This is a genomic window from Microbacterium sp. (genome assembly GCF_026393345.1).
Classification (GTDB): Bacteria; Actinomycetota; Actinomycetes; order Actinomycetales; family Microbacteriaceae; genus Microbacterium.
This window is the reverse complement of sequence record NZ_JAPLAI010000069.1, coordinates 31,331-53,539: the sequence shown is the minus strand read 5'-3', so window position 1 is coordinate 53,539 and position 22,209 is coordinate 31,331. Positions and strand designations below refer to the sequence as shown.

Below are 22,209 nucleotides of genomic sequence, written 5' to 3'. Positions count from 1 at the left end.
TGAAGATGCCGCGGATCTTGTTCAGCACCATGGTCGCGAGCGCCTCGCCCTCGACGTCCTCGGCGATGATGAGGAGCTCCTTGCCCTCCTGAATCACCTTGTCGACGATCGGCAGAAGATCCTTGATGTTCGAGATCTTCTGGTTCGCGATCAGGATGTACGGGTCCTCGAACACCGCTTCCTGACGCTCCGGGTCGGTGACGAAGTAGGGGTTGATGTAACCCTTGTCGAAGCGCATGCCCTCGGTGAGCTCGAGCTCGGTGCCGAAGGTGTTGGACTCCTCGACGGTGACCACGCCCTCCTTGCCGACCTTGTCGATCGCCTCGGCGATCAGCGCGCCGATGGCGGGGTCAGCGGCGGAGATGGAGGCGGTGGCAGCGATCTGCTCCTTGGACTCGACCTCCTTGGCGTCTGCGAGCAGGGCGGCGGTGACGGCTGCGACAGCCTTCTCGATGCCCTTCTTGAGCGAGATGGGGTCGGCGCCGGCCGCGACGTTGCGCAGGCCTTCCTTGACGAGCGCCTGGGCGAGGACGGTGGCCGTCGTGGTGCCGTCTCCGGCGACGTCGTCCGTCTTCTTCGCGACCTCCTTGACCAGCTCAGCGCCGATCTTCTCGAACGGGTCGTCGAGCTCGATCTCCTTGGCGATCGACACACCGTCGTTCGTGATCGTGGGGGCTCCCCACTTCTTCTCGAGCACGACGTTGCGACCGCGCGGGCCCAGGGTCACCTTGACGGCGTCAGCCAGCTGGTTCAGGCCGCGCTCGAGGCCACGACGGGCCTCCTCGTCGAAAGCGATGATCTTTGCCATGTGTGTGCGTCCCTCCCGGACGTTGAACCGGTCTTTAGCACTCAACGATGCTGAGTGCTAACTCATTCTGGCACTCGACCCTGGGGAGTGCAAGCGCGCGAGCACCCGCCGACACACACCGTCATCGCCCGCATCCGTTCCCCCACGCAGAAACGGGTCCTGAGCCCCGTTGCCGGAACTCAGAACCCGTTGCGCGATGAGCGGTGTGGATGCGGGGGTCAGACGACCCGCACGGCTTCTGCCTGCGGGCCCTTCTGCCCGGAGCCGACCGTGAACTCCACGGCCTGGCCCTCTTCGAGCACCCGGAAGCCGGTCATGTCGATGTTCGAGTAGTGGACGAAAACATCCTGTCCGTCGCCGGAGGTAATGAACCCATACCCCTTCTCAGCGTTGAACCATTTGACGGTGCCCTGGGCCATGCGAGTCTCCTGATGCTGTGGAACGTCGCCATCGTATCCACGCGAAATCACCGGAATTCGCCCCTTCGGCAACTGTTGACACGCGTGCCGCGAACTGTTTACGCCGCGGAAACACGCGACCGGACGCGGCTGTCGTCAGGGGGTCGGCGCGGGCGTGGAGAGCTGCCCGGTTCCGAGCACCACGGTCAGCTGCGTGGCGGCGGTGCCGGGCAGCGGGTAGTCCGGATCGAACTGCACCTCGGTGGCGCCGACGATCTCAGCGAGCCCCAGCGCGGCCGGGTAGGCGTCCTCCGAGGCGTAGTAGACCGTGGTGGTCTCGAACGTGCCGCCGGCACCGCCCGCGGTGACGTTCTGTTCTGCCCAACCGTTCGACAGCAGGGTGTCCTTCATCTGCGTCGCGAGGCCCTGCTCGTCGGTCGCGTTGAGGATGAGCACCGTGTACGAGGTGTCGACGACCGGGACGATCTCGGCCGTCGGCTCCGCCGTGGGCGTCGGGCTGGGGAACAGCGTCACCCGGCCCGACGCGATGAGGCTGCCGAAGATGCCGACACCGATCAGGACGATCGTTGCGACGATGGCCCACAGCAGCACGACGCCCGCGCGCATGCGGGGGTTCTCGGCGCGGTGGGCACCCACCCGTCCGGCGACACGGGGCAGGTCGTCGAAGCGGTCGCGGGGGAAGGTCTGTCGCGGCACCCCCCGATGCTACCGGGCGCGGCGGCGCTGGGCCGTCAGGAGGCGGCGCTCATCCGCCGGTCGCGCTCGCGGCGGCGCTCGTCGCGGCTCCGACGGAGGCGCCCGGTGAGCAGCGGATCGTAGACGAGGGCGTCCTCTCGCTCGATCAGCCGGCCGAGCAGCTGGTAGTAGCGGGCGGGTGCCAGCTCCAGTTCGGCGCGCACCGCCTCTTCCTTCGCACTCGTGTGCCCCGGCCACCGCGCCTCGAAGTCGAGGAGGGAACGGTCGAGGTCGCTGAGCACGCTGCCACGCTAACGCGGCGCGGCCCTCCCGCCGTCGCGCCACTCCACGAACCGCCCGAGCGGGTCGACCGCGGCGACCATCCTGCCGTCGATGGCGAGCGCGAACGCACCGTCCGGCCGCGGCGGCAGCGGATCCGTCCACGCCTCATGGGTGGACGGGTCGTCGAGCGTGATCCATGTCCCGGCCGCCCGGGCCTGCGCGATTGCGCGGGCGCGCTCGGCCCGCGGGACGTAGACGAGCACGCCCGGTGTCGTGACGACGACGGTCGCCCCGGCCGGTGCGAGCGCTGCCAGCCGCGTCACGGCGTCGGAGGCCGCATCCCCCGCCACCAGGAGAGGCGGGTCGGATGCGGCGATGTCGAGGGCGGCGTGGATGCGCGCGGCCCTGCCGGTCTCCCCCGGCCAGACGAGGCCCGTCAGCCACGCACGGGTGTCGGGTGCGGCGGGGTCGAGCGGGGCGAGGTCGATGCCGGCACGCCAGACGATCTGTGGCATGCGCCGGGGCGGCGGTGCGTCGCCGATCCATCGGCTCTCGAGCACGACCGCGCTCGGACCGTCCTGTGGGTCGAGCCGCACGATGGCGCCGTCGTCGGTCGTGTAGCGGTACGAGTAGCGGTCGGGGTAGAGGCAGAGTCCGGCGCTGGCTCCTATCTCGATGAGGGCGAGGGGTCCGTCGAACTCGGCGAGCGCGGGCAGGAGCGCGGCGCAGCGCAGCGGTTCGTTCGTCTGGATGCTGCGGTTCGCGCACTCCGCCGCGAGCTCCGCCGCGTGCACGAGCAGCCAGTCACGCCACCGTTCCGAGGGGACCTCCGGAGCGCGGAGCAGACGCATGACGGCGAACACCAGCGGGGGCTGGCGGTGTGCGGCCGGGATGCCGGCGATCACGGCGGCGAGGGCCGCATCCGTCGCCACCGCGGTGGCCCAGGCGCCGTAGAGCTCGGAGCGCCCGGGCGCCTCGTCGGCGGCGAATCGGGCGTAGCGCGCCACGACGGCGTCGATATCTTCCGGGGTGACCACGGCACCATTCTCGGGTAACAGTGGGAACAGTCCCGCACCGGAGGGGGTTGAATGGAAGGACCTGAGGAGGATTCATCCCATGAGCTATGCCGTGAACAAGTCCGAGGAGCAGTGGCGCGAAGAGCTGGGCGCCGAGCAGTACGCGGTCCTGCGTGAAGCCGCCACCGAGCGGCCGTGGACGGGCGAACTGCTCGACGAGAGCCGCGCCGGCGTCTACACCTGTGCGGCGTGCAACGCCGAGCTGTTCCAGAGCGGCACGAAGTTCGACTCGCACTGCGGGTGGCCGAGCTTCTACGAGTCCGTGCGGCCCGAGGCCGTGGAGCTCATCGATGACTCCAGCCACGGGATGCAGCGCACCGAGGTGCGGTGCGCGAACTGCGGCTCGCACCTGGGTCACGTCTTTCCCGACGGGTTCGGCACGCCCACCGGTGACCGGTACTGCATGAACTCGCTGTCGCTGAACTTCTCCGCCGAAGACGGCGAATGAGCGCGCTGGACGCGATGCGGCGGCGCCGCTCGTGGTCCAAGGTGACCGATGAGGCACCGGATCACGCCGAGCTGGTCCGACTCGTGTCCGCCGCCGGTCGGGTCGCCGATCACTCATCGCTGGAGCCGTGGCGGCTCATCGAGCTGCGCGGTGATGACCGACGGGTGCTGGGGCGCGCCATCCATGCGGCGGAGAAGAAGGACGGGGAATCCACGAAGCCGCTGCGCGCTCCGCTGTTGATCGCGGTGGTCGCCCGCATCCGCAAGAGCGACAAGGTTCCTGACTGGGAGCAGGAGGCGGTCGCCTCCGGCGTTGCGCACGCACTGAGCCTGGTGCTTGACGAGGCCGGGTGGGGCGTCATCTGGCGCACCGGGAGGTACACCCGCAGCAAGGCGGTCAAGAAGGCGCACGGGCTGAAGAAGCGGGAACGGCTGATGGGCTGGCTGTACGTCGGTGGCAAGCCTGCGTCGACCGAGCGAACCGGTCACCGCCGCAGCGTGGACGGCGCAAAATTCCTCTCCGGAATGCCGTCGGCCGAGTAGCCCCGGTACCGCTCAGCGGCGACGCCAGCGCGGCACGACGGCGATCGTGACACCGACGAGCGCCACCGCCACCGCGATGAGCGCGATGACGAGCGGTGCCCCCGCGGGGGCGGGCCACACGGCGTCGATGACGACGGACGTGGCGAGCAGGCCCAGCACTGACCCGAGTCCCAGCTGCAGTACCCCGGTGTGCCGCACGAGCGCGGCGGACAGGAAGATGTAGACGACTCCGGTGGCACCGCCCAGGTACATCCACGCCTCGGTCGGGAACCGGGTCGGCGGCCCCGCGAACGCCACCCGGATCGCCGCGGCTACCAGCAGCGCGAAGGTGCCGCCGGCAAAGTTCACGAGCGTCGCGGTCAGCGGGCTGTCGACCGCGTGGCGGAGCCGCCCGTTCGTCGCCTGCTGCCAGGCGATGCCGGCGCCAGCGAGGAACGGCAGCGCGAACATCCACCACGGCGCCGAGGTCGCTCCCTCGCCGAGGAGCGCGATGACGACCGCGACGACGGCGAGCCCTCCCCCGGTGAGCCGCGCGACGGTGATGCCGACGACACCGCCCGGGCCGTACCCGACGCGGTCGAGCACGATGCCGCTGATCGTCTGCCCCGCGACGACGCCGACGGTGAAGGTTGCGACGCCGATCGTGGCGACCGTGAGCGTTTGCGTGCCCACGGTGAAGGCTCCCGCGAAGCCTCCCACCAGCATCCAGAACGGCACGTGACGGCCACGGATGCCGGAGGCCAGACGCACGAGGCCCGCCCGGCCGTTGCGGGTGAGCAGGGAGAGCACGAGCAAGATGAGGAAGCCGGAACCGAACGAGATCACCGAGGCGATCGCGCCGTCACCGATGCCGGCGCTGAGCGCGCCGTTCATCTGCGCCTGGATGGTGGTGAGGACGCCCACCAGCACCGCTCCGGCGAGGGCGACGCCCGCGGGCAGCCGGCCGTGGCCGGGGCGGGGGCGAGGTGTGGTCGGCACCCGTCGAGCTTAGGCGGCGGCGCGAAGGTGCCCGCACACCTCCCCGGGCATCACCCGATCACAGGAGAAATCCCGAGAACAGGAGGATGCGGCGGGATTCCTCCTGTCGCCGGGATTTCTCCTGTGCTCGCGCGCGAAGAGGACCAGGCAGACTGCGCCGCCTGGCCCTGCTCGGCGTCAGGAGCTACTGCAGCCGTTCGCCTTGAGTGCCCGCAGGGCAGCGGCGTGCTCGCGCCGCGCATCCTGACGCTGCCGCACCGGGAAGGCGATCAAGCCACCCGTGACAGCCGCGGTCGCTCCGCTCAACGCCGCCTGCTGCCAGGGCGCACCGGTCAGCGCGAGCACGATCGTGACGACCACTGCTCCGCCGGCCGCTACCGCGAGTGCCCAGATCAGCCACTGGTAGAGCTGCACGACCCGCCATTGCGCTCGCTCGATGCGCCGATAGCTCGCGCACATCGAGGCCGGCGCTGCGCGAGCAGCCATGATCCCCTGCTGGTGATCGGCACCAGCCGTTCCTTCAACCGATGCCAGGAGCTCCTCATAGAGCTCTTCATCTGTGCTCGTTCACCTGGTCGTGCTGAGTTCGGCGCTCAGCTGCACGGCGGGGTGGAGGGGCATGCGGTGAAGGTACGCGGGGTAGGCGAGGTCACGCCCAGCCGGTGAGTATCTGGATCGCTGCGATGCCGAGCCCGACGATACCAAGGACGGCACCGGCCCAGAACGACGGGTCGTGCTTGCCGTGGCTGAGGAGTGCGGTGGCGAGCAGTCCGATGCTCGCCGCGGCGAGGCTTGTGCCGGTCCACGGCTTCCCTTGGGCAAGGATGAGGCCTGCGGTCACGGGAATGAGGAGGCAGAGCGTCGCGAGCGTCAGCACGTAGAAGGCGATCAGCGTCATCCCGGAGGACCGCCCGGGCGCCGGCCGTGTCATCCTGCGCGCCTGACGCTGAGCAGCTCGTGGCCGTGGGCGGACCGTGCGCAGCTGTTCCATGGTGTCCGCGTCGATCTCGCGGAGCTCGCCGCGGCTCTGCGCCTTCCCATCGATGATCTCCAGAGCGTTCGAGGCCGCGATCCGCGTGTTTCCCGTGCCGGCTACAGGACTTGAACCTGCAACCCCCTGTTTACAAGACAGGTGCGCTACCAATTGCGCCAAGCCGGCGGAGCCACCAGTCTAGTCAGCGACCGCGCTCACTCCGTGGCGCTGGGCGTGGGGGTCGGCGTGCCCTTGTAGTACGAGGCGCTCGCGGTGGTGAGCACGAACTGCGCGAATTCCTTGGGGTCATCGAGCGAGCCCTGGTAGACCTCGCCGTTGACGAGCACGAGCGGCGTACCGGTGAGCGTCAGATCATCGGTGTCCGGGATGCCGGCAAGGGCCGCATCCGTGGCCGTCTTCGCCCAGGAGATGTAGTCCTCATCCTCGATGCAGGAGCGCACCGCCTTCGGCGACGAGGCGCCCTTCGCGATCGCGAGTGCGGCGAGGTCGGCGTCGGCCATGCCGGCCGAGTCCATGTCGGGCTGCTGAACCAGCAACTCGTGCGAGAAGGCGTAGACGCTCTCCGGCGAGTAGGTCGCGACGCACGCGGCGGCGCTGGCGGCGCGCAGCGAGTACTTCGTGCCGTTCGACTTCGCGGTGAGCATCGCCACCGGGTAGTAGGTCACCGTGGCCGAACCGGCGGTGAACCACTTCGACAACTGCGGCGCATTCGCGACCTCGAACTCCTGCGCCCCGGAGGCGAGATAGTCGACGTAGATGCGGATGTCGACGGTCGACGCCGAGGTCGGGCTCGCGGTGGGCGTCGGCTCGGTCGGCGCGGCCGTGGGGTCGCTGAGCGAGGCGGTCGTGTCGGCGACGCCGGCGACGGAGGTGATCGGGATGCCGCCGTCCGAGGTGACGTTCTGAGGCGCAGCCACGGTGGTGGATGCGGAGGAGTTCACCGCAACGACGACACCGGTGATCACCGCGGCGACGACGACGACGGCGAGCGCCGACAGGCCGACCAGGCGGAAGGTGCGGAGGCGGGCATGCTTTGCCTGCACCTGCTGAGCCTTCTCACGGACGGCCTCCCGCCGGTCGCGCGGAGCGGGGACGTTCGATGAGTCGTCGTTGGACATGGGACCTCTGGGACAGCGAAAAGCCGGTCACACCGGCGGGCCACCCGGGTGAAGCAGCCTTGACGATGCTAGTCAGCCAGCCTGGGAAATGCCCAGACGGACGTGCCATACTTGACGATGCGCCCAACGATGTGCGCGCGGGACAAGCCCCCGCATATTCCATTCACTACGGATCGTCCGGCACGTACCTGCCGGTGAAGGAGAAAAAAATGGCGTCCGTCACGTTTGACAACGCAACCCGTCTGTACCCCGGTGGAACCCGCCCGGCGGTCGACAAGCTCAACCTCGAGGTCGGTGACGGGGAGTTCCTCGTCCTCGTCGGCCCGTCCGGTTGTGGCAAGTCGACCTCGCTGCGCATGCTCGCCGGTCTCGAAGAGGTCAACGAGGGCCGCATCCTGATCGGCGACCGCGATGTCACCGACATCCCCCCGAAGGACCGCGACATCGCGATGGTGTTCCAGAACTACGCGCTGTACCCGCACATGACCGTCGCCGAGAACATGGGCTTCGCCCTGAAGATCGCCGGCGTCGGCAAGGAAGAGCGCGCGCAGCGCGTCCTCGAAGCCGCCAAGCTCCTCGACCTCGAGCAGTACCTGACCCGCAAGCCCAAGGCACTCTCCGGCGGTCAGCGTCAGCGCGTCGCCATGGGCCGCGCCATCGTGCGTCAGCCGCAGGTGTTCCTCATGGACGAGCCGCTGTCGAACCTCGATGCCAAGCTGCGCGTGCAGACGCGCACGCAGATCGCGTCGCTGCAGCGTCGCCTGGGCGTCACCACCGTCTACGTCACCCACGACCAGACCGAGGCGCTCACCATGGGCGACCGGATCGCGGTCCTGAAGGACGGCGTCCTGCAGCAGGTCGGCACGCCCCGCGACCTGTACGAGCGTCCGAGCAACGTGTTCGTCGCCGGCTTCATCGGCTCCCCCGCCATGAACCTTTTCCCGGCGGGTCTCGCTGAGGGCGGCGTGCGCTTCGGCGACACGATCGTCCCGGTCGAGGCCGACACCATCGGCAAGGCGAGCGGTTCCGAGGTCACCATCGGTGTGCGCCCCGAGGACATCCAGGTCGCCCCGGCCGACGGCAAGGGCCTGCAGGTCGTCGTGGACCTCGTCGAGGAACTCGGCGCGGACGGCTACCTCTACGGCCACACCGACCTCGACGGCAAGCGCACCGACATCGTGGCGCGCGTCGATGGCCGCCGCCACCCGAACGCGGGCGAGATGATCACGCTGGCGCCGATCCCCGGTCACATGCACGTGTTCGACCTCGAGTCGGGCGAGCGACTCACCGACAAGGCGATCGCCTCCGCCTGATCCCTTCTCGACAACGACGCGGCGCGGCGGGTTCATCGAACCCCCGCGCCGCGTCTGCATCCGGAGCACCATGACCGAATCGCTCTCCATCACCGCTACCAGCGTCGACCCCGGGTTGCTGAGCCTGCCGTGGAATGTGCCGCTGGGTGAATGGCCGAGCACAGCGATCGTGTCGCTGCCCAAGGGGCTGTCGCGCCACCTGGTGCGCTTCTCCAGTCTCTCCGGCAAGGTCATCGCGGTGAAGGAGACGACCGCGGAGATGGCCCGCCGCGAGTACGACATGCTCGGAAACCTCGCCCGGCTCGACGTGCCCTGCGTCGAACGGGTCGCGGTCATCGCCGGACGGAAGGATGCGGACGGCAACCCGCTCCCGGCCGCCCTCGTGACCGCGCACCTGAAGTTCTCGCTCCCCTACCGGGCGCTGTTCACCCAGGTGCTGCGGCCGAACACCGCCGCCCGACTCGTGGATGCGCTCGCGGTGCTCCTCGTGCGCCTGCACAACGTGGGCTTCTTCTGGGGCGACGTGTCGCTGTCGAACACCCTGTTCCGCCGGGACGCGGGCTCCTTCGCCGCGTACCTCGTGGATGCGGAGACGGGCGAGCTGCACGAGCGGGGTCTCACCCGCGGGCAGCGGCTGCACGACCTCGACGTCGCCCACACCAACATCGCGGGCGAGATCATGGACCTCGCCGCGGGCGGCCGGCTCGAGGGCGGCATCGACGCGGTCGCCATCGCCGACGGCATCGTCTCGTCCTACCACTCGCTGTGGGGTGCCCTGACCGACCAGGAAACGTTCTCGGTCGACGAGACGTGGCGCATCACCGAACGCGTCCAGCGCCTGAACGCCCTCGGTTTCGACATCGACGAACTGTCGATCCAGACCACCCCGGACGGTGCGACCGTCTCCATCCAGCCGAAGGTCGTGGATGCGGGGCACCACCAGCGCCGCCTGCTGCGCCTGACTGGGCTCGACGTGGAGGAGAACCAGGCCCGCCGGCTGCTGAACGACCTGGACGAGTTCCGGGCCCGGATCTCTCGGCTCGGTGCCGACGAGGAGATGGTGGCGCACGAGTGGCTCACCCGCGTGTTCGAACCGGTCGTGAAGGCGATCCCGTTCGAGCTGCGCAGCAAGCTGGAGCCGGCGGAGGTGTTCCACCAGGTGCTGGAGCACCGCTGGTACATGTCGCAGGCACGGGGCCGCTCGGTGCCGCTCGCCGAGGTGCTGACGAGCTACATCGACGACGTGCTGCGCCACCGCCGCGACGAGGCCACCGTGATGGGTCCGGTCACCGAGACCGTGTCGATCCCTGTCATCCGTGACGGTGTCGCACCCGCCGACGACGAGGACGAGGACGTCGACTGGCGCGACCTGGTCTGAGCGCGGTCCGCGACCCTCGCCGCATCCACCCCCGCTTCTTTCGCACGTCCCTCTCTCGCGCGTCGCGACCGCCGCGCCCCACGCTCACCTGTCACCTCCTGCGACCCGCACGCGCATCTAGCGACAGGGGAACCGCCCACGCCCACGCTCACCTGTCGCCTCCTGCGACCCGCACGCGCACGTGGCGACAGGGGAACCTGCGCGAATGACTAGCGCGAACGACGAAGGCGGATGCGGCGACTCATCCGAGCCGCAGCATCCGCCTTCGCGGAACGCTCAGTAGCCGACGGTGAACCGGCGGCGGCTGTGCGCGGAGTTCTCGATCTCGTCGACCACGGCGACCGCGAGATCGGCGCCGGAAATGTACGACTCCCCCGCCTCGTCGACGACGAGCACGTCGCCGCCGTCACGGTAGGAGCCGGTGCGCTCGCCGGGAGCCCACACACCGAAGCCGCCGGCCGGGTGGATGTAGAACCAGTCACGACCCGACTGATCGGCCTGCAGGTCCTCCAGGATGCCGTAGGCCTCGAGCGACTCCGGCTTGTACTCCTCGGTGAACCCCTCGGTGTCGACTAGCCGGGGACCGCCCTCGGCGACGAGGCTTCCGCCCGCACCGCCGATCACGCCGATGCGCACGTTCCCCGGCAGTACCGAGTTCAGTTCGGCGATCGCCGGGCGCACGAAGCCCAGCATGTCGCCGCGCGGCGCGACCGCCGACACGACCACGTCGACGCCCTCGAGCTGGGTGACCAGCGACGGCACGTCGAGCAGCGACGCTTCGAGGTAGGTGGCACCCTCGACCCGCTCTGCGGCCATCTTGCGAGCCACCGACAAGACGGTGTGTCCCCGGTCGACGGCTTCCTGAACGATGTGGCGGCCGGCATAGCCGGTTCCGCCGAGGACAGCGATGACAGCCATGGCGTTCCTTTCGGTGAAGAGTGTCACTCCCGCGCGGCGCGGAGAGTGGACACCTGGTAGAGGGCGACGGATGCGGCGATGCCCGCGTTCAGCGACTCGGTGGACGCGGAGATGGGGATGGAGACGACCTGGTCGCAGGTCTCGGTGACCAGGCGCGACAGCCCCTTGCCCTCGGAACCCACGACGATGACGACCGGGCGGGCGGCGAGCTCGATCGCCGGGAGCGATACGTCACCGCCACCGTCGAGGCCGAGCACGAACACGCCCTGCTTCTTGAACTCTTTCAGCATGCTGGTGAGGTTCGAGGCGAGGGCGACGGGGATGCGGGCGGCAGCCCCCGCGCTGGTCTTCCAGGCGGCGGAGTTGACGCTGGCACTGCGCCGCTGCGGCAGGATCACGGCGTGGCCACCGAAGGCCGCGGTGGAGCGGATGATCGCACCGAGGTTGCGCGGGTCAGTGATGCCGTCGAGGGCCACGAACAGCGGCGTCTCACCGCGACCCATGACGTCCTCGAGCAGATCCTGCGGGTGGGCGTACTCGTAGGGCGGCACCTTCAGGGCGACGCCCTGGTGGACACCGTCGAACCCGGCCATGCGGTCGAGCTCCGGCCGGGTGACCTCGAGCACCGGGATGCCGCGGTGCGTGGCGAGAGCGAGCATTTCCTTGACGCGGTCGTCCATCTCCACGCGCTGCGCGATGTAGAACGCGGTGGCGGGGATCTTCGCCCGCAGCGCCTCGAGCACCGAGTTGCGACCGGTGACGGTCTCGGTGTCATCCGCGGCCTTGCCGCGCGGGGCGCGGTTGCCCGCGTTCAGCGGCTTCGGACCGGGTGCGGTCCTGCCGCCCGCGGCGGTGAAGCGTTCCTGCGCCGCCTTCCGCTTGCCGGCGGGGTGCCAGGCGCGGTCCTCCGCCTTGGGTGTCGGACCGCGTCCTTCCAGCGAACGCTTGTTCTTGCCGCCCGTGCCCTTGGTGGGGCCCTTCTTGCCTTTACTGGCGCCGGGGCGCCCTGGCTTACCTGCCATTGATACTCCAATGAGTTCCGTCCGGAGTGTCCTCCAGAGTGATTCCTGCGGCGGCGATCGCGTCCCTGACGCGGTCGGCTGCGGTCCAGTCCTTGGCAGCCCGCGCATCGGCACGCTGCGCGATCATGGTCTGGACCAGGGCGTCGAGGGCGACCGCTTCAGGAGCGGCGGTCCCGGTGGACCACCGCGGGTCGAGGGGATCCAGGCCCAGCAGCCCGGTCATGGTGGCGACGTCGGCGAACGCGCGCTGCACGCCGGCCCGGTCGCCTGCGTCGAGGGCGGAGTTGCCCTCGCGCACGGTTTCGTGAATGACGGCGAGCGCCTGCGGCACACCGAGGTCGTCGTCCATGGCGCTCGCGAACCGCTCCGGCACCGAGGCGCTCACGGTCACGTCGGCGGTGTCGTCACGGAGAGTGCGCACGGCGCGCTCGAGGAAGGTACGGATCCGCTCCAGCGCCGCATCCGCCTCGTCGAACGCCCTGTCGGACACATCGAGGTTCGACCGGTAGTGGGCGGCGGCGAGCGCGTACCGGACCACGAGCGGGTCGCGGGTGGCGAGCACGTCGGCGGCGAGCAGAAAGTTCCCGAGTGACTTCGACATCTTCTGCCCGCCGGCGGTGACCAGGCCGTTGTGCACCCAATAGCGCGCGAACGGGTCACCGGCCGCGGTGGACTGGGCGAGCTCGTTCTCGTGGTGCGGGAAGCGCAGGTCGAGGCCGCCGCCGTGGATGTCGAATTCGGGGCCGAGGTAGCGGCGGCTCATGGCGGAGCACTCGATGTGCCAGCCGGGGCGCCCCGCACCCCACGGTGCGCTCCAGGTGGCATCCGCGGGCTCGGTGGGCTTGGCGCCCTTCCACAGCGCGAAGTCGTGCGGGTCACGCTTGCCGCGCGGGTCGGCGTCGGCCGCCGGCTCCATGGCGTCGAGCTCCTGGTGCGTCAGCGCACCGTACGCGGGCCAGGACCGTACGTCGAAGTACACGTCGCCCGAGCCGTCCGGTGCGCGGTACGCGTGCCCGGTCTCGATGAGACGTTCGATGAACGCGATCATCTCCGGGATCGACCCGGTGGCGCGAGGCTCGTAGGTGGGGGTCCGGATGCCGATGGCGGCGTACGCGGACGCGAACTCCTGCTCCATCCGGTAAGCGAGCGCCCACCACGACTCCTCGGGTCCGGCGTTCTGCAGCACCTTGTCGTCGATGTCGGTGACATTGCGCACGAACGTCACCCGACCGAAGCGGTGCTCCAGCCAGCGGCGGAGGATGTCGAAGCTCAGCGCCCCGCGCAGGTGACCGATGTGGGGACCCGATTGCACGGTCGGCCCGCAGACGTACATCGTGACGTTTCCGGCGTCGCGAGGCGCGAACGCGCGCAGCGCCTGCGCCTGGGTGTCATAGAGCCGAACCGTCACCGTGCCAGCCTACCGGCGCCCCCTGTCACGGAGCCGACACAAGAAGACGGTAGAACGGAAGGATGCTGCCCCTCCTCGCCGTGATCGCGGCCGCCGTGCTGTTCGGGACGACAGGCACGTCGCAGGCGCTCGGGCCGGCCGACACCACTCCGCTCGGCGTCGGCGCGATGCGCCTGGTCGTCGGGGGCACCGCGCTCGCGGCGCTGGGGTTCAGCCTTGCGCGGCGGCGACGGACCGCATCCGGTCGCCGGAACCCGTCGCTCAACCACCGCGCCGTGCTGCTCATGGCCCTGACGGGCGTCTGCCTGGCGGCGTATCAGCCGCTCTTCTTCCTCGGCACGGCGCGGAACGGCGTCGCCGTGGGCACCGTCATCGCCCTCGGGTCGGCCCCGGTGCTCGCGGGACTCATCGAGTGGGTGCTGACCCGGAGGGTGCCGCGGGCGACGTGGTTGGGGGCGACGGCGCTCGCCACGGCCGGCGTCGCGTTCCTTGCCTTCGGGGGTGATGCCGGGTCGACCGGCGCCGACCCGGTGGGCATGCTCGGATCGATCGGGGCGGGCGCCGCGTTCGCCGTGTTCGCGAACGCGCAGCGCCGGCTGATGGATGCGGGGTGGGATCCCTTCACGGTCGCGGGGGCCATGGGGCTCGGCGCGGCGGTGTGCTCGGCGCTGCTACTGCCCTTCGCTGACGTGACGTGGGTGCTCGAGCCGTCCGGCACGATCATGGTGCTGTGGCTCGGCCTTGCCACCATCGCAGTGGCCTACACGGCGTTCACATGGGGGCTGGAGCGGCTGAGCGCGGCGACCGCCGCGACCCTGACACTCGCCGAGCCGCTCACCGCGAGCTTGCTCGGCATCGTCGTGCTCGGCGAGCTGCTGTCGCCACTGGCGGTGGTCGGGCTCATCGTCCTCGGCGGGGGTCTGCTGCTGCTGGCGTGGGGTGCACGCCCGCCCCGCGACCCGCGGCCGTTCGTGGTGGAGGGGTGACATGGAGATTCGCGTCGACGATCTGACCGATCCGCAGGTGCAGGCGCTCGTCGGCGCGCACCTCGCGGACATGCACGCGGGCTCGCCGCCGGAGAGCGTGCATGCCCTCGGGCTCGCCGCACTGTCGGATGACGCCATCACCGTCTGGTCGGCGTGGCACGACGACCGGCTGGCGGGCATCGGCGCGTTGCAGCGGCTCTCCGACACGAGCGGGGAGATCAAGTCGATGCGGGTGACGGATGCGGCACGCGGCACTGGGGTCGGCCGTGCCCTGCTCCGGCACATCATGGCTGCCGCGGCCGCGCAGGGCATGACGAGCCTGTGGCTCGAGACCGGCAGCGCCGCATCCTTCCTGCCCGCGCGGCAGCTGTACGCGAGCGAGGGGTTCATCCCGTGCGGACCGTTCGGCGGGTACACCGACGACCCGCTGTCCGCCTACTTCACCCTCCCCCTCCCCCTCTGATCGCGCGAGTGGGCAGTCGTGGCCGCCATCACGGCCCGGATAGCGGCCACGACTGCCCACTCGCGGAAGGGGGGTGGGGTCAGGCGCGGACGAGGAGGGCGACGGCGGTCGCGGCGACGCCCTCACCGCGGCCGGTGAAACCCAGGCCGTCGGTCGTCGTGGCGGCGACGGATACCGGGGCGCCGCCGAGTGCGGCGGACAGCACAGCCTCGGCCTCGGTGCGCCGATCCCGGAACCGGGGGCGGAGGGCTTGCACCTGCACCGAGACGTTGCCGATGCGCCAGCCCGTCGCGGAGAGCAGACCGACGGTGCGCGCGAGGAACGCCTCGGCGTGCGCGCCGGCGTACTCCGGGCGATCGGTGCCGAAGTGGGTGCCGATGTCGCCGAGACCCGCGGCGGACAGCAACGCATCCACAATCGCGTGCGAGACCGCATCCCCGTCCGAGTGACCTGAGAGCGCCTGCTCCCCCGGCCATTCCAGTCCGGCGAGCCACAGCGTGCCCTCACCGCCGAAGGCGTGCACGTCGGTGCCGACACCGACCCGCGGCAGCGTGTCGTGTGTGTCGGGACGCAGAGTCGCCGTCGACACCGGGTCGGGGGTGACGAGCGAGCGGGCGCGGTCGAGGTCGGCGGGCGTCGTGATCTTGAACGCGAGCGCGGACCCCTCTACCGCAGCGATGCGGTGCCCGGCGGCCGCGACCAACGCGGCATCGTCGGTGAACTCCTCGTCGGCCACGCGGTATGCGGTCACGAGGATATCGCGGCGGAACCCCTGCGGGGTCTGTGCGGCACCGAGCTCCGACCGGTCGACGGCGCCGAGGATCTCGCCCTCGCCGACGCGCTTGATCGTGTCGACGACCGGCAGCACCGGGATCGCGGCGGGCACCCGCTCGCTCAACGCCTCGACGACCCGGGTGAACACCTCTGGCGGGGTGAGTGCCCGCGCCGCGTCGTGCACGAGCACGGACTCGACGTCGGGCCACACGGCGTCGAGGCCCGCGGCGACCGACTGCTGACGCGTCGCACCGCCGGTGACCACGCGCGCGAGTTCCCGCCGGTCGCCTGCCGCCGCGAGCACATCGGTGAGTGCGTCGCCCTCATAGCCCGCGGGCGCGACGACGATCACCTGCGCCGCGGGTCCCGCGAACACCGACCGGAGGGCATGACGGAGCACCGTGTGCTCGTCGATGCCGACGAAGGCCTTGGGGGAACCGGCACCCAAACGGGTGCCGGAACCCGCCGCGACCACGATGACCGCGATCCGCGGCACGGGGGCGACGTTCACGCGCGCGCCGGCCTCAGCTGGCGAGGACCTCTTCGAGAAGGACGCTGGCCTTCTCCTCGTCGGTCTTCTCGGCGAGTGCCAGCTCGGAGATGAGGATCTGCTTGGCCTTCGCCAGCATCCGCTTCTCCCCCGCGGACAGGCCGCGGTCCTGGTCACGGCGCCACAGGTCGCGCACGACCTCGCTCACCTTGATGACGTCACCCGACGCGAGCTTCTCCAGGTTCGCCTTGTAACGGCGAGACCAGTTGGTGGGCTCTTCGGTGAACGGTGCGCGCAGCACCTCGAAGACCTTTTCCAGGCCGTCCTTACCGATGACATCGCGCACACCCACGAGATCGACGTTCTCCGCCGGTACCTCGATGATCAGATCGCCCTGGGTGACGTTGAGCTTCAAGTACTTCTTGGTCTCGCCCTTGATGACGCGTTCCTTGACCTCGATGATCTTCGCCGCACCGTGGTGCGGGTAAACGACCGTTTCGCCAACCTCAAAAAGCATGGAGTTATGTCCTTTCGGCAGCTACCAGAATACCACAGGGGTTCTGCGCTAAGGTATGCGCCCGCATCCGGCCGGCGTCCGTCGCTGGTCGCGCCGACCACATAGAATGACGGAAGAACCCGTCTGCACCGTGGGAGGTACTGTGAAATCGCGTTTGATCGCGTCTCTGGCCGTGGGCGCCGCTGTCGTCCTCGGGACGACCGGCTGCGGCCTGATCGCCCCCCAGAGCACCACCGTGCAGTACCAGCCGTCGGACGGCATGAACGTGCCGAAGGACAGCGGCCCGCTGCAGATCCGCAACGCGCTCATCGTCGCGAATGAGGACGGCAGCGAGGGCAACCTCGTTGCCGCGATCGTCAACGGCACAGACGAGGATCACGTCCTGAACCTCGAGATCGGTGAGGGCGCGGATGCGGTGAAGAAGACGGTGCGCGTCTCCGCCGGCACCACGAAGAGCCTCGGCGTCAGCGACATCGAGGGCGTCGAGAACCTCGTCGGCGCGAACCCGGTGCTCATCCAGGGCCTGGACACCGCGCCCGGCGCGACGGTGCCGGTCTACTTCCAGTCCGGCGACGGCGAGGGCGCCCTCGTCGAGATCCCCGTGCTCGACGGCACGCTGGACTATCTTACGGAGCTCGCTCCCTGAGCCTCGGACACGTCATGCGGAAGGGCGGCACCCCGATCGGGTGCCGCCCTTCTTCGCGTTCGCCTCAGGTCCTCAGGACTCGAAGCGGTAGCCCAGCCCGCGCACGGTGACGAGCATCTCCGGCTCGCCGGGGGTGCGCTCGATGCGGGACCGGATGCGTTTGATGTGCACATCCAGCGTCTTGGTGTCGCCGAAGTAGTCGGTCCCCCACACCCGGTCGATCAGCTGCCCGCGGGTGAGGACCCGTCCGGCGTTGCGCATCAGGACCTCGAGCAGTTCGAACTCCTTCAGCGGCATGGCGATCTCACGCCCGTCGACCGCGACCGTGTGCCGGTCGATGTCGAGGGTGACGCGGCCGGCACTCAGCACCCGCTCGTCGAGGTCCGCGTCCAGCTGGGCGTAGCGGCGCAGCACCGCCCGCATCCGTGCCAGCAGCTCTCGTGCCGAGTAGGGCTTGGTGACGTAATCGTCGGCGCCGAGTTCGAGCCCGACGACGATGTCCACCTCGCTGTCCTTGGCGGTGAGCATGATGATTGGCACCGACGACTCGGCGCGCAGCTGCCGGCACACCTCGGTGCCGGGGATGCCGGGGAGCATGAGATCCAGCAGCACGATGTCGGCGCCGCGGTCGTGGAAGGCAGCGAGTGCGGCACTGCCATCTTCGGCCGTCTCGACCTCGAAACCCTCCCGTCGCAGCAGGTACGCCAGCGGGTCGGCGAGGTCGGGTTCGTCCTCCACGATCAGTACGCGGGTCATGCGGTGGCTCCGTTGTCTCGGGCGTCGGCGGGGACCGACTTCTTGGATTTCTTCTTGCGCGCCTTAGCGGGCGCCCGGAAGGCCTGCGGCTCGTCGATCAGCGGCAACTGGATCGTGAACGTGGAACCGCGGCCGGGGCGCGACCATACCCGCACCTCGCCGCCGTGCCGCTGCACCGCGTGCTTGACGATCGACAGCCCGAGGCCGGTGCCGCCGGTGCGGCGCGACCGGGCCTGGTCGGAACGGTAGAAGCGCTCGAACACCCGCTGCTGCTCCTCCTCCGAGATGCCGATGCCGCGATCGGTGACGGCGATCTCGACCGCGTTGTGGATCTGCTTCACGCCGATGCCGACATGGGACCCTGCCGGGGAGTACGCGATCGCGTTGGCGACGAGGTTCCCGAGGGCCTCGCTGAGGATCTGCGGGTCACCGAGGACGAACAGCCCCCGCGTCCCGCCTCGGACGAGGGTGACGCCAGCGGCGTTCGCGGGCAGCGCGTGCGCCTCGATGACCGAGGTGATGACCTCGTCGATCGGCACCTCCCGCACCTGCGTGGATTCGTCCGCCGACTGCAGGCGTGACAGATTCATGACGCGCGAGGTGAGCCCGGCGAGCCGCGCCGCCTCCGCGCTCATGCGAACGGCGAACGCCCGCACCTGCGCCGGGTCGTCCGCGGCGGACTCGATCGCCTCCGCCAGCAGGGTGATAGCCCCCACCGGCGTCTTCAGTTCATGGCTCGTGTTGGCCACGAAGTCGCGCCGCATCTGCTCCACGCGTTCGCGTTCGGTGATGTCCCGCAAGATCACGAGGGTGAGTCGGGGCGAGATGACCGCCGCCCGCGCGGACACCTGCCGCTGCTCCGCCGGCGCACCCACCCGCCGCAGCGTCAGCAGGTCGGCGACCGAGCCGCCGGTGCGCACCGTGCGGACGAGCTCGCGCAGCCGCTCCTCCCCGAGGATCTCCCCCACCTGCAACCCGAACCCGGATGCGGCGGCGGAGGCGGCACGGATCGTCGTGGACATGTCGACGACGATGGCCGCGTCATCCATGGCGCGCAGTACATCGGCCACGCCCTCCGGCAACGCCGTCGAGGTCTGCGCCCGCATCCGGTCCCTCGTGCGCACCGAGACGACGATGAGGGCGGCGACGCCGCCTCCGATGACGACACCCACCAGGAGTGCGAGCAGCGCAAGCTGCGTCGGGTCCATGCCCTCAGCGTAGATGCCCGGGTGAGGGGAAATCCTCCTGCGGATGCCCGCGGCGTACTATTCACTCGCGCGGCACCGTTCGTTAACCTTCGCCCAGGACAATCGACTCTGGCCCGTGTGCCGCGCCGTCGACCAGGAGGTCCGTTTCCATCATGCGCGAGGTTTTCCAGCAGTCCCTCGACGAGGTGCGCGTGCGCCTGGTCGAGATCGCCGAACTCGTCGAAGAGGCGATATCGAAGGCGACCCGCGCGTTCGGCACCAGCGATGTCGCCCTCGCCGAGGAGGTCATCGACAACGACTCGGTGATCGACGACAAGGCCATCGAGCTGGACGAGCTCGCGATCGACATCCTCGCCCGGCAGCAGCCGGTGGCGAGCGACCTGCGCACCGTCGTCTCGGCGCTGCGCATCAGCGCGTCGCTGGAGCGGATGGGCGACATCGCCGAGCACATCGCGCAGCTGACCCGGATGCGTTTCCCCGACCGCGCCATCCCGAAGGGCCTCAAGGGCACCTTCAGGAAGATGGGCGAGATCGATGTGGACGTCGCCCGCAAGCTCACCGAGCTGCTGCGCACCCGCGACCTGGAGCTCGCGGAGCAGATCCGTAACGAGGACGACAAGCTCGACGAGCTGCACGTCAGTGTGTTTGAGAAAGTGCTGAGCGAATCGTGGCAGGGCGAGGCGTCGGCCACGGTCGATGCGACCCTCGCCAGCCGGTACCACGAGCGCTTCGGCGACCACGCGGTGTCGGTGTCGAAGAAGATCGTCTACCTCGCCACCGGCGACTGGGTGCCCGTCACCATCCCCGCACCGGAGGCCTGAGACAGACAGAGGATGGGGACGGATGCGGCTGCATCCGTCCCCATCCTCTGTCTCTGCGGGTTCGGCTGGGCGTTTGTCGCCGTTCAGCCCGGCGCAGGGCCGGGGTACGGTCGGCGTGCGAGCGGGGTTCGGCTGGCGGCTGAGCGGGGTCCGGCCGGCGGCGTTGGGGTTCGGCTGGCGGCCGGGTGGGGTTCGGTGGCGCGACGCGTTCACAATTCAGGCAGAACGGGTGCCGATTGCCCCCTGCGGCCCCTCTTGGCCCGGTTCTGCCTGAATTGTGAACGCCTGAGGGCGTCCGGGTTCGGCGGGATGCCGCTCCGCGCCTGCCGCCATAACGGGGAGGCGGCGCCGTGTCCATCTTCGGCCGTTCTCTCGCCGGCGCCACGACGAGGATGGGGACGGATGCAGCCGCATCCGTCCCCATCCTCTGTCCGTGTGGCGTTACTTCTTGCCCTGCGAGGCGACGGCCGCAGCGCCCGCGGCGGCTGCCTCGGGGTCGAGGTATTCGCCCTTGCCGAGCGGCTTCAGGTTCTCGTCGAGGCGGTAGACCAGCGGGATGCCGGTGGGGATGTTCCACTCGGCGATGTCGTCGTCGCTGATGCCCTCGAGGTGCTTGACGAGGCCGCGCAGCGAGTTGCCGTGCGCGGTGACCAGCACCGTCTTACCGGCCTCGAGGTCGGGGACGATCTCCTCGTCCCAGTACGGCAGCAGGCGGTCGATGACGAGCTTCAGCGACTCGGTGCGCGGCACCTCGCCGTCGATGCCGGCGTAGCGGGGGTCGTTCACCTGGCTGAACTCGGAGTCGTCGGCGAGCGGGGGTGGCGGCACGTCGAAGGACCGGCGCCACAGCATGAACTGCTCCTGGCCGTACTCGGCCAGGGTCTCGGCCTTGTCTTTGCCCTGCAGGGCGCCGTAGTGACGCTCGTTGAGGCGCCACGAGCGCTTCACCGGGATCCACAGGCGGTCGGCGGCATCGAGCGCGATGTTCGAGGTCTGGATGGCGCGGCTCAGCAGCGACGTGTGCACGACATCCGGCAGCAGGCCCGACTCGGCGAGCAGCTCGCCGCCGCGGGCAGCCTCAGCTTTGCCCTGATCGGTCAGGCGTACGTCGACCCATCCGGTGAAGAGGTTCAATTCGTTCCACTGGCTCTGGCCGTGGCGCAGCAGGATGAGGGTGCGTGGCGAAGTCATGTCCCGATTCTATCGAGGCAGTCGTTCAGGTCGTGTTTGGCATCATTGCGTGGTGCCCGCATCCCTTGCCCCCGTCGGCCGCGCCACCCGCGGCACGACCGGCACCAACCGGCTGCGGCGCGTGGACCGCTGGATCGCACGGCACCCGGCGCTGCGGACCGCGGGTTCCGACCCCCTCGTCGTGGACCTCGGATTCGGGGCCAGCGGGGTGACCGCGTTCGAACTCGAGGCGCGCCTGCACCGCGCGCGCCCGGACGTCGAGGTGCTGGGGCTCGAGATCGACCCTGCACGTGTCGCAACCGCGCGGACGCAGCTCGAGGGCGTGCGTGCGGGCACCGCGCCGTTTCGCACCGATGCCCGTGTCTCATTCGCAACCGGCGGCTTCGAAGTGCCCTCGGCACGGCGTCCCCGCGTCATCCGTGCCATGAACGTGCTGCGTCAGTACGACGAGGCCGACGTCGCGGCGGCGTGGCGGCGGATGGCGGAGCGGCTCGAACCCGGCGGTCTCCTCGTGGAGGGCACCTGCAGCGAGATCGGCCGCGTCGCCACCTGGGTCGCGATCGACGCGCAGGGAGCACCCGAGACGTTCACGGTGGCGCTTCGGCTTGCGGAGCTCGAGGCCCCGTCGGTGGCGGCGGAGCGGCTGCCGAAGGCCCTCATCCACCGGAACGTCCCCGGGGAACGCGTACACGACTTCCTCGCGGCGCTCGACCGGGAGTGGGAGCGCGCGGCCCCGCTGTCGGCGTTCGGTGCGGTGCAGCGGTGGCGCGGGGCGATGCAGGCGATGACGGATGCGGGCTGGCCGCTCCGGACGCCCGCCCGCTGGCGTCTCGGCGAGGTCACCGTGCCGTGGTCGGCGGTCGCGCCCGCCTGAGCCCCGCTCGCCTGTCGCGAACCGCGGCCTCACGTCGCAGCAAGCGACAGGGGAAGCGTCAGGCACCGCATCCCCCACCCGCTCACCTGTCGCGAACGGCGACC

25 protein-coding genes, 1 tRNA gene and 1 pseudogene are annotated in these 22,209 nt (G+C 69.9%); 9 read left to right on the top strand and 18 right to left on the bottom strand.

Annotation, left to right across the window (positions count from 1 at the left end; translation table 11 throughout):
• The 5 genes and pseudogenes from groEL to NT132_RS13885 all read right to left on the bottom strand — a co-directional run.
• Positions 1 to 754: pseudogene (groEL, locus tag NT132_RS13905) on the bottom strand (chaperonin GroEL); the annotation flags it as partial.
• A gap of 272 nt (positions 755 to 1,026) precedes the next feature.
• Positions 1,027 to 1,227, bottom strand: coding sequence for a cold-shock protein (locus NT132_RS13900; RefSeq protein ID WP_297790065.1), 201 nt, complete (start codon positions 1,225 to 1,227; stop codon positions 1,027 to 1,029).
• Positions 1,228 to 1,362: 135 nt separating this feature from the next.
• Complete coding sequence (locus NT132_RS13895; protein ID WP_297790063.1) at positions 1,363 to 1,923, bottom strand: LytR C-terminal domain-containing protein; 561 nt, start codon at positions 1,921 to 1,923, stop codon at positions 1,363 to 1,365.
• 35 nt (positions 1,924 to 1,958) lie between these two features.
• Entirely contained in the window at positions 1,959 to 2,204 is a 246-nt protein-coding gene (locus tag NT132_RS13890; RefSeq protein WP_297790061.1) for a DUF3263 domain-containing protein, read from the bottom strand.
• 9 nt (positions 2,205 to 2,213) lie between these two features.
• Positions 2,214 to 3,221 carry a DUF2332 domain-containing protein gene (locus NT132_RS13885; RefSeq protein ID WP_297790059.1) on the bottom strand — a complete coding sequence of 336 codons (1,008 nt, stop codon included), beginning with the start codon at positions 3,219 to 3,221 and terminating at the stop codon, positions 2,214 to 2,216.
• Positions 3,222 to 3,300: 79 nt separating this feature from the next.
• Here NT132_RS13885 and msrB point away from each other — a divergent pair, with 79 nt between their 5' ends.
• Both msrB and NT132_RS13875 read left to right on the top strand, forming a co-directional pair.
• Complete coding sequence (msrB, locus tag NT132_RS13880) at positions 3,301 to 3,708, top strand: peptide-methionine (R)-S-oxide reductase MsrB (protein WP_297790057.1); 408 nt, start codon at positions 3,301 to 3,303, stop codon at positions 3,706 to 3,708.
• Entirely contained in the window at positions 3,705 to 4,250 is a 546-nt protein-coding gene (locus NT132_RS13875) for a nitroreductase family protein (protein ID WP_297790055.1), read from the top strand. Before msrB ends, NT132_RS13875 begins: the two co-directional genes overlap by 4 nt.
• Before the next feature lie 12 nt (positions 4,251 to 4,262).
• Here the strand turns inward: NT132_RS13875 and NT132_RS13870 are convergent, their stop codons facing one another.
• From NT132_RS13870 to NT132_RS13850, 5 genes are all read right to left on the bottom strand, one after another.
• A complete protein-coding gene (locus NT132_RS13870) occupies positions 4,263 to 5,228 on the bottom strand; it encodes a DMT family transporter (protein WP_297790053.1) in 966 nt (321 codons plus the stop codon).
• Between the two features lie 177 nt (positions 5,229 to 5,405).
• Complete coding sequence (locus tag NT132_RS13865) at positions 5,406 to 5,714, bottom strand: hypothetical protein (RefSeq protein ID WP_297790051.1); 309 nt, start codon at positions 5,712 to 5,714, stop codon at positions 5,406 to 5,408.
• Positions 5,715 to 5,877: 163 nt separating this feature from the next.
• A complete protein-coding gene (locus NT132_RS13860; protein ID WP_297790049.1) occupies positions 5,878 to 6,126 on the bottom strand; it encodes a hypothetical protein in 249 nt (82 codons plus the stop codon).
• A 188-nt stretch (positions 6,127 to 6,314) separates the two neighbouring features.
• Positions 6,315 to 6,387, bottom strand: a tRNA-Thr gene (locus NT132_RS13855).
• Between the two features lie 29 nt (positions 6,388 to 6,416).
• On the bottom strand, positions 6,417 to 7,340 hold the full coding sequence (locus NT132_RS13850) for a thioredoxin domain-containing protein (protein WP_297790048.1): 924 nt from the start codon (positions 7,338 to 7,340) through the stop codon (positions 6,417 to 6,419).
• A 209-nt stretch (positions 7,341 to 7,549) separates the two neighbouring features.
• Here NT132_RS13850 and ugpC point away from each other — a divergent pair, with 209 nt between their 5' ends.
• Positions 7,550 to 8,653, top strand: a complete 1,104-nt coding sequence (gene ugpC, locus NT132_RS13845) for a sn-glycerol-3-phosphate ABC transporter ATP-binding protein UgpC (RefSeq protein ID WP_297790046.1) — start codon at positions 7,550 to 7,552, stop codon at positions 8,651 to 8,653.
• Between the two features lie 70 nt (positions 8,654 to 8,723).
• Positions 8,724 to 10,031, top strand: coding sequence for a DUF4032 domain-containing protein (locus NT132_RS13840; protein ID WP_297790044.1), 1,308 nt, complete (start codon positions 8,724 to 8,726; stop codon positions 10,029 to 10,031).
• Between the two features lie 276 nt (positions 10,032 to 10,307).
• Here NT132_RS13840 and NT132_RS13835 read toward each other — a convergent pair whose 3' ends face one another.
• The 3 genes from NT132_RS13835 to cysS are packed head-to-tail and all read right to left on the bottom strand — an operon-like array spanning position 10,308 to position 13,379.
• Positions 10,308 to 10,949 (bottom strand): NAD(P)-dependent oxidoreductase, encoded by a 642-nt coding sequence (locus tag NT132_RS13835; protein WP_297790042.1) that lies wholly within the window; start codon positions 10,947 to 10,949, stop codon positions 10,308 to 10,310.
• A gap of 23 nt (positions 10,950 to 10,972) precedes the next feature.
• Positions 10,973 to 11,971, bottom strand: coding sequence for a 23S rRNA (guanosine(2251)-2'-O)-methyltransferase RlmB (gene rlmB, locus NT132_RS13830; RefSeq protein WP_297790040.1), 999 nt, complete (start codon positions 11,969 to 11,971; stop codon positions 10,973 to 10,975).
• Entirely contained in the window at positions 11,961 to 13,379 is a 1,419-nt protein-coding gene (gene cysS / locus NT132_RS13825; protein ID WP_297790038.1) for a cysteine--tRNA ligase, read from the bottom strand. The genes rlmB and cysS overlap by 11 nt, the downstream gene beginning before the upstream one ends.
• Before the next feature lie 62 nt (positions 13,380 to 13,441).
• Here cysS and NT132_RS13820 point away from each other — a divergent pair, with 62 nt between their 5' ends.
• Together NT132_RS13820 and NT132_RS13815 are read left to right on the top strand one after the other, a co-directional pair.
• The gene (locus tag NT132_RS13820; RefSeq protein WP_297790036.1) at positions 13,442 to 14,365 is read left to right on the top strand and encodes an EamA family transporter; all 924 of its coding nucleotides are present in this window, start codon (positions 13,442 to 13,444) and stop codon (positions 14,363 to 14,365) included.
• Position 14,366: 1 nt separating this feature from the next.
• Entirely contained in the window at positions 14,367 to 14,828 is a 462-nt protein-coding gene (locus tag NT132_RS13815; RefSeq protein ID WP_297790034.1) for a GNAT family N-acetyltransferase, read from the top strand.
• A 79-nt stretch (positions 14,829 to 14,907) separates the two neighbouring features.
• Here NT132_RS13815 and ispD read toward each other — a convergent pair whose 3' ends face one another.
• Together ispD and NT132_RS13805 are read right to left on the bottom strand one after the other, a co-directional pair.
• Positions 14,908 to 16,113 (bottom strand): 2-C-methyl-D-erythritol 4-phosphate cytidylyltransferase, encoded by a 1,206-nt coding sequence (gene ispD, locus NT132_RS13810; RefSeq protein WP_297790032.1) that lies wholly within the window; start codon positions 16,111 to 16,113, stop codon positions 14,908 to 14,910.
• A 13-nt stretch (positions 16,114 to 16,126) separates the two neighbouring features.
• Entirely contained in the window at positions 16,127 to 16,609 is a 483-nt protein-coding gene (locus tag NT132_RS13805) for a CarD family transcriptional regulator (protein WP_297790030.1), read from the bottom strand.
• A gap of 142 nt (positions 16,610 to 16,751) precedes the next feature.
• Between NT132_RS13805 and NT132_RS13800 the strand changes: the two genes are divergently transcribed.
• The gene (locus NT132_RS13800; protein ID WP_297790028.1) at positions 16,752 to 17,255 is read left to right on the top strand and encodes a DNA modification methylase; all 504 of its coding nucleotides are present in this window, start codon (positions 16,752 to 16,754) and stop codon (positions 17,253 to 17,255) included.
• A 72-nt stretch (positions 17,256 to 17,327) separates the two neighbouring features.
• On the opposite strand, the gene NT132_RS13795 is transcribed toward NT132_RS13800, so the two are convergent.
• Complete coding sequence (locus NT132_RS13795) at positions 17,328 to 18,011, bottom strand: response regulator transcription factor (RefSeq protein ID WP_297790027.1); 684 nt, start codon at positions 18,009 to 18,011, stop codon at positions 17,328 to 17,330.
• Positions 18,008 to 19,219 (bottom strand): ATP-binding protein, encoded by a 1,212-nt coding sequence (locus NT132_RS13790; RefSeq protein ID WP_297790025.1) that lies wholly within the window; start codon positions 19,217 to 19,219, stop codon positions 18,008 to 18,010. The genes NT132_RS13795 and NT132_RS13790 overlap by 4 nt, the downstream gene beginning before the upstream one ends.
• A gap of 152 nt (positions 19,220 to 19,371) precedes the next feature.
• Between NT132_RS13790 and phoU the strand changes: the two genes are divergently transcribed.
• The gene (phoU, locus tag NT132_RS13785) at positions 19,372 to 20,040 is read left to right on the top strand and encodes a phosphate signaling complex protein PhoU (RefSeq protein ID WP_297790023.1); all 669 of its coding nucleotides are present in this window, start codon (positions 19,372 to 19,374) and stop codon (positions 20,038 to 20,040) included.
• 441 nt (positions 20,041 to 20,481) lie between these two features.
• Here the strand turns inward: phoU and NT132_RS13780 are convergent, their stop codons facing one another.
• Positions 20,482 to 21,231, bottom strand: coding sequence for a phosphoglyceromutase (locus NT132_RS13780; RefSeq protein ID WP_297790021.1), 750 nt, complete (start codon positions 21,229 to 21,231; stop codon positions 20,482 to 20,484).
• A 52-nt stretch (positions 21,232 to 21,283) separates the two neighbouring features.
• Here NT132_RS13780 and NT132_RS13775 point away from each other — a divergent pair, with 52 nt between their 5' ends.
• Positions 21,284 to 22,105, top strand: coding sequence for a class I SAM-dependent methyltransferase (locus NT132_RS13775; protein ID WP_297790019.1), 822 nt, complete (start codon positions 21,284 to 21,286; stop codon positions 22,103 to 22,105).
• Positions 22,106 to 22,209 lie beyond the last annotated feature (104 nt).